8 protein-coding genes are annotated in these 6121 nt (G+C 36.5%); 1 reads left to right on the plus strand and 7 read right to left on the minus strand.

The annotated features are described in order from the left end of the window. Nucleotides 1-215: hypothetical protein (locus GMD6S_RS12985; protein WP_000552596.1), on the plus strand; the 215-nt coding region annotated here is incomplete at its 5' end. Between the two features lie 365 nt (nucleotides 216-580). Here the strand turns inward: GMD6S_RS12985 and GMD6S_RS07790 are convergent. From GMD6S_RS07790 to GMD6S_RS07820, 7 genes are all read right to left on the minus strand, one after another. Further along, complete coding sequence (locus tag GMD6S_RS07790) at nucleotides 581-877, minus strand: DUF4176 domain-containing protein (RefSeq protein WP_000025675.1); 297 nt, start codon at nucleotides 875-877, stop codon at nucleotides 581-583. A gap of 163 nt (nucleotides 878-1040) precedes the next feature. Further along, on the minus strand, nucleotides 1041-1697 hold the full coding sequence (locus GMD6S_RS07795) for a DUF443 family protein (RefSeq protein WP_000248457.1): 657 nt from the start codon (nucleotides 1695-1697) through the stop codon (nucleotides 1041-1043). A 42-nt stretch (nucleotides 1698-1739) separates the two neighbouring features. Further along, on the minus strand, nucleotides 1740-2405 hold the full coding sequence (locus GMD6S_RS07800) for a DUF443 family protein (protein WP_000247632.1): 666 nt from the start codon (nucleotides 2403-2405) through the stop codon (nucleotides 1740-1742). Then, on the minus strand, nucleotides 2399-3964 hold the full coding sequence (locus GMD6S_RS07805; RefSeq protein ID WP_000511727.1) for a T7SS effector LXG polymorphic toxin: 1566 nt from the start codon (nucleotides 3962-3964) through the stop codon (nucleotides 2399-2401). The genes GMD6S_RS07800 and GMD6S_RS07805 overlap by 7 nt, the downstream gene beginning before the upstream one ends. Then, nucleotides 3954-4316, minus strand: coding sequence for a hypothetical protein (locus GMD6S_RS07810; protein ID WP_000415470.1), 363 nt, complete (start codon nucleotides 4314-4316; stop codon nucleotides 3954-3956). Before GMD6S_RS07810 ends, GMD6S_RS07805 begins: the two co-directional genes overlap by 11 nt. Before the next feature lie 2 nt (nucleotides 4317-4318). Further along, nucleotides 4319-4672 carry a TIGR04197 family type VII secretion effector gene (locus GMD6S_RS07815; RefSeq protein ID WP_000531865.1) on the minus strand — a complete coding sequence of 118 codons (354 nt, stop codon included), beginning with the start codon at nucleotides 4670-4672 and terminating at the stop codon, nucleotides 4319-4321. An 81-nt stretch (nucleotides 4673-4753) separates the two neighbouring features. Beyond that, nucleotides 4754-6121 (minus strand): FtsK/SpoIIIE domain-containing protein (locus GMD6S_RS07820; RefSeq protein ID WP_000362322.1); only part of this gene is annotated, 1368 nt, incomplete at its 5' end.

Below are 6121 nucleotides of genomic sequence, written 5' to 3' on the forward strand. Positions count from 1 at the left end.
CCATTAGAGAAAGAATAGGACTGAACACTGTGAAGATTACGATTGGGATCACTATGGATAAGCAACCTATTAATAGCCAATTTCTTTTCTTGGAATTCCCTTCAGATTTTTTAGCAGTTTTCTGTTTTCTTTTTAAGATTAGAATGAGCAAAACCAAGATTCCTAATACAAATAAAACCAATCTACACTCTCCTTTTATCGTGGATAGCTGTTAACAGGTGTATAGGAAGGAGGCTAACAGAAATACTCTTCTCACCTGCTAACTTATCCTGAAATCCATAAACTCGTCTGAAATGAGGAACAATCCTTATCCCATTATATCACATGAGCAATACCGTAAGAAGAAGAGAAAAGTAAAAAATGTCTTTGTTTATTATACTACAATATCAAAACAGCCCTTTCCTATAGAAACAAAGCTATATTTTGGTATCATAAATTTTGGCTTATAGCCACACAGACTTAGCTGTATGATGGGAAAATAACTAAAAAAACGAGGAGTTTCTTTAATGTCAAAGTAGCTCCTCATTTTTGATTTCTATTTAGTATTGTGATATTTTGCAATAATCTTTACAGATGCACATTATTTTGTTACACCCTTTTTAATTGTTGTTGCATTTTCATCAAGCCAACGTTGATAAATTTCGGCGAACCGTTCTTCTTCTTCATCACTATAGCCTTTATAAACCACTTTATCTACATCATCACGATTGAAGTAAAACAACTGTTCTGGGTTTAGTCCCATTGGATAAAAAGCAGCAGAATAGTCAAACAAAACATTTTCACCATTCTGTTCTATAGTAACCCCACGATTGAGAATCATTAGTTTTTGACTCCCCTCTTTTAAATAAACAATTGTTCCAATTGGCAAAATAGACATTTTCTTGTTTTCCTTTCAATTTATAATTTCTTTATTTCTACAATGCTATACGCCATCGTATTAGCATTCTTAAACTTTAAATGCATCATTCAACACCCAAACACTTTCTGAATGGATTGAATACCTGAATCAAAGTCTTTTCTAACTTCTCGGCATTCTGTATTTATAGTTCTTCAATTTCAGTTAATGTTAGTGTCTTATAATACTCTGGGATTTGTGGCATTCTCAGTATTACAAAAAACCACCACGAAATTATGCCATTTATAACCAATATAGCACTTTCATAACCACTGTCAAGTCCTATAAAAAATGCTAAACAAACCGTATTAATTCCAAGAGTAATATACCACCAATCAATCATTCGTTTCCCTTTGGGTTCAAAAACAAGTCGGCAGCGTTTGCTGTTTTGGGGAACTCTTGATTCAAACTTTCTTACCGCACTTTTTTCATAAAAGACAGCCATAAGATAAGACAAAAATACAGAGAAAGCAAATAGCACTACTTTCATTAAAATTTGCTGATTGATTCCCCAGCTAATAAAGGCATCTTTCATCAGTGTATGAGAGAAGCCCACAAGTGGCTGAATCATGATAACTAGAGCAGTAGATGCGCCTATTGGTGTCTTCGATTTTATTCTAAAACTATCATTAGATGGAGATAACTCAACCATTTCAGCAGTAACCTCTTTCGGAAGCGAACCGAAGAAATAGGATTTGCCTTTTATAGTGGTAGGATCTAAGATATAACTTTTATTCTTAAACTCAACGATTCTAAAAACTGCTATATTTGAATATTTAAATTTTAATTCCACATTTACCACCAAAACACTTTCTGAATTGATTTAATGCCTGAATCAAAGACCTCATTTAATTTCTCTAATTCCTTCAAATGTGACGTTTCTAATCTTATAAGCGGAAAGAATGGGAACCTTTCCAAATAAAAATGATAGAAGAAAAAATGAGATAATGCTATTAATAACGAGAACAATACCTTCTCCTCCATCATTAATAGACAAATAAAGTGCCAAACAAGCTATTATAGGAACAGTAAAAATATAGGCGTCAAAAACTTGCTTTCTTGCAGATATTGGTTTAAAAATCATCTCATATCTTCTACTAGAAGAAGGCAGTAAAGCTTTAACATTTTTACGTTCTTGCTCTCTTTTCAAATAAAAAATCAAGTAAGAGAATAGTATAGATGCGCAAAATACTACTAATTTTAAAATTATCTGTTGGCTAATATTGTACTCTTTAAAAAAAGTTTTCAATAAAGAATAAACAATCCATACAAGCGGTTGAACCATGATTGCCACATATGAAGCTTTAAACTTATTAATCGGGGTACTAAAATTGATATCCTCTCTATTTAGTTCCGCCATCTCAACCGTTAATTCCTCCGTTGGAACACCCCAATAGTAGAACTTAGGAGTCATTGAACTTGCATCTAATATGTATTTTTTCCCATTTAGTTCTACAAGTTGATGACAAAAATACTTCGTTTCTCTATAGTTAATTTCCAAATTTACCACCCAAACACTTTCTGAATTGATTTAATACCGGAATCAATACTATTTCCGACTTCCTTGATACCTGCATCAATTTTACTTCCAACTTCTTTGATACCTGAATCAATATTACTTCCTATTTCCTTAACACTTTTTTCAAGATTGTCGCCCATCTCGTTTGCTATATCTTTGATTCCAAGAAAATTGTAATTATATGCCAAAGTAGCAAGTGTTGCTGCAGCTACCCCAGCACCAATAGCCCAACCAATCGGACCTGTAGCTGCATATGCAGCTACACTTAAAATAGCCTCTGAACCGGTTGCAAAATATGCCGCCGCAAGTGTTGTTGCAGCTGCATCTACTGCTAATGTAGCGATTGCCGTAGTAGCAACAGTATGTGTAAAGGCACGTCCGGCATTCTCATTTTGCAGGTTGTTCAAAAAGTCCATCCCCATAAATATCGAACTGATCCCTGAAATCCCAAGAGAAGAATTGGTTCCTGGTATAGGGATATTAATTTCTGAAATCGTGAAATTCTTAAGTAGATTCGCAGCATTTGCTTTGAATAAAGCATCCGTATATCCTTTACTATTTGCAGAGTAGGTAATGTTTATATTACCAAACTTATCAGTAGTAGTAAAATACTTAAAGTACTCTGATAGTTTAGGATTCGTTGAACTTAACTTAGAAATTGTTTCTTTAGCAAGTTCTTCCAGAGATGTATCTCGGACAATTTCAAGAAACTCCCCTAGCCCGCTTAGGTCAACATTATTATTAACTTTACTCTCGACATATTTTCGTACAGCATCTTTAACATTCTCTGGTAACTCTTTACCAGGATACCGTTTTCCATACTCTGCAATTGCCTTTATATCTGTCTCATCTAATTCGGTTTCATTTTTAACTTTATCTACAACATTTTGATAATTTTGAATTACCTCAGAACGCTTCTTCCACTCATTATTAATATTATTAGCCCAAGGGGCTTGTCCCTCTATTTTAAAAGTTCCATCAAACTTTCCAAAGTCACCTGTAACTTGTTCGAAACCTTGAAGAACTAAGCTCTGTAAGCTTTCTGAATCCGAAAACTGGCCACTAGTCGAGCTCGCAAATGACTGTAACTTTTCTAATTTTTTTTGTAACTCATCTCGCTTACTCGTTGCATTTGAGATAATTTCTTGAACATTACTTTTATAAGTAGAATCGATGTTCTTCAAATCAGATAAACTGTTCAAAATAGCTTCTTGAGTCGAAATAGTTGTATTTTCTGCTTCAATTTGCTTTTGAAGTGTCTCCTCATCTAGACTTTCTTCACCGACTTGTGCATGGTAAAGAGTCGGTAGTTCACTCGCTTTTCCTCCCAGGCTCTCTGAAAAGAGGATAACTCCTCTCACTAGAGGAACCATTATATTTTCCGCATAGGACTTAGCACTATCATAGGCTTTACCTTTCAATTCTTCCTCTGAAATCAATTTATTAAAGGCAGTAATGACAGCGTCATAATAATTCGCACGGCTACTTAATACCGTATTCGCTGTGCTACCCTGCGAGTCTGCTGATCCTATGTCTACTTTAATACCCATTTTTCCCCTCCTTTTGCGATTCAAGACGGCGTTGTTGGAAAAGAAGTTCCTCTTTTTCGCCCTCTAGCTTACTCATTGCTTTTTTTAATTCTTCTTTCCTCTCGGTGATAAAATCATCCAGTAGCTGTTCATTCCTTTTTAACTTTTCTATATTTTCAAGGCGATCCATCTCATCTTTAACTGATAACGGATAATAGCCTAATTCTCTATATGGGATGAAGTTCGATTGGCAAAGATCTATAATCTCCGTCGCAACGGAAAGAAACTGATTTCTTTCTTCTTCTAGCTTGGATAAATTTGTTTGAATCTGTTGAACACTACATTGAATATCTTCTAATTTTCTTTTCTCCATCCTCACTCCTTAAATAAATTATTTTGAGGAACAAATGACGGATTTGAGTATGGAGAAGGTAGACTGGTTGTCCCATTATTTGGATTATTCTGCCACATTGTACTTATATTCTCATCTACTACTTCAAATTCATTTGCGACACTATGAATTAGTTTTACGAATTCACTTATTTTCGATTGAATATTTTTAGCAATAGATGCCTCATTTATAATCAATCTTCTTCCTACCGTATTAGCGGTATAATAGCTTGTCTTATCCCTAGTAACTGTACCGGCAGTTGTAATGCTATTGCTTGCTGATACAATTCCAGTTGCAATAGTACTTGCCTTGCCTTTTTCACTTTTTACTTGTCCCATGTTCAATAACCTTTTCAATTATCCTTTCTACTATCAAATCGTCAAAAGACCGGGTTGAATCTTAAGTATCAAAAAATAGTTTTACTTATTCTTACTAATTTTAAGTTTGATGACTTCTTTCCGAGAATGTAAATAAACCTGATCGAGATCTGGAGCCACATCTCTGTTATACATTCCTTTATCTAAGAAGGTTTGATCCATTAGGCGCATACCAAAGATGACCCATTGGACATTTGTTTTGAGGTATCTAGGAATTGGGTCGATGCTTGTCCCAATATAAGTATAATCAGTACCAATAATAAACCTCATCCCTACTCGATACCCATTCTCAAACATAAATTGAAGCTGTTGATCATTTAAATCGCTTTCGGATACTAGTGCTCTCATATTAGGTATAAAAATGATCCACTCAGATGATATGCCTTTTTCAAGACGGCGTTCTATTTCATAGATTAGCTGATTTCCTATGTCCGATAGTTCCTTTTTGCTTCCAACATAGGTTTTCACCTGGTCATTATATGCTTCATATTCTTGGAAAGCATCAATCAACATCATATGGACGTTAGGCATTCTAAGAATAGTTTTTAATAAATGATGCGTTATATTATCAAAAGCGTCTTCTGCATTTGACACATAAGCCATGTGTTTAAATTTGCTAAGAGAGATATTGACACTTCCAACCATTTCTAGTTCCAAACCGATAGGAATCTGATCATTCTCAATAGCCTCTTGTACATCAGGCAAATTCAAAAATTCTTCCATCGTCAACTCCTCTGGCACCATCGGGATGGCACTTGGGCGCTGGCCGGTCCAGGCTTCTTGGAGGGAAGCGACTTCCTGACGTAGGTTGTTGAGAACTTGGGTGTCATTGGCTCCATAAACTGGGAGTGCCAGCTGGATGACATCCACCTCTTCACGCTTCATAAGGGCACGTCCCTTGATATCTTCCATAGTCATAGCAAGTGGTGTAGAGCCCACGATTGCCCGCACTTCACCTGCCTCATTTTGTGGCAGGCTCAACTGGTGCTTGAAGTTCGAGTAGAGCTGAGCACGAAGGTTGGTTTGACGACCGGCTGTCATCAAGAGGTGAACCCCGATACTGAGACCTTCACGAGAGATACGCACCAAGAGCTTGAAGAGTTCCGCCTCATAGGCTTCTTCCTTGAAGGCTTCATAGCTATCTAAGAGGATGACGATAGCCGGCTCTTCCTGACCACTGGCCTGACGGTAGAGGTCTAAGGTCCCAACACCATAGTCCGCAAGGAGTTTCTTACGACGGTTGAGTTCGCGCTCCATGATTCGTACAAACTTAGAGATTTTCTCCGTTTGGTCCAAAAGCATGGTATCCGCCACCTGTGGAAGCTTGGACAATGGAGCCAAACCATTAGTACCAAAGTCCATCAAGTACATGGTAAGGGCCTTGGGACTGAATTTACGAGCCAAGTCCAT

It is taken from the genome of Streptococcus sp. GMD6S, assembly GCF_000297015.1.

Bases quoted from the DNA above. Each gene is read 5' to 3' on its own strand.
- GMD6S_RS07790 (WP_000025675.1), bottom strand. From the start codon at position 877: ATGTCTATTTTGCCAATTGGAACAATTGTTTATTTAAAAGAGGGGAGT.
- GMD6S_RS07805 (WP_000511727.1), bottom strand. From the start codon at position 3,964: ATGGGTATTAAAGTAGACATAGGATCAGCAGACTCGCAGGGTAGCACA.
- GMD6S_RS07810 (WP_000415470.1), bottom strand. From the start codon at position 4,316: ATGGAGAAAAGAAAATTAGAAGATATTCAATGTAGTGTTCAACAGATT.
- GMD6S_RS07815 (WP_000531865.1), bottom strand. From the start codon at position 4,672: ATGGGACAAGTAAAAAGTGAAAAAGGCAAGGCAAGTACTATTGCAACT.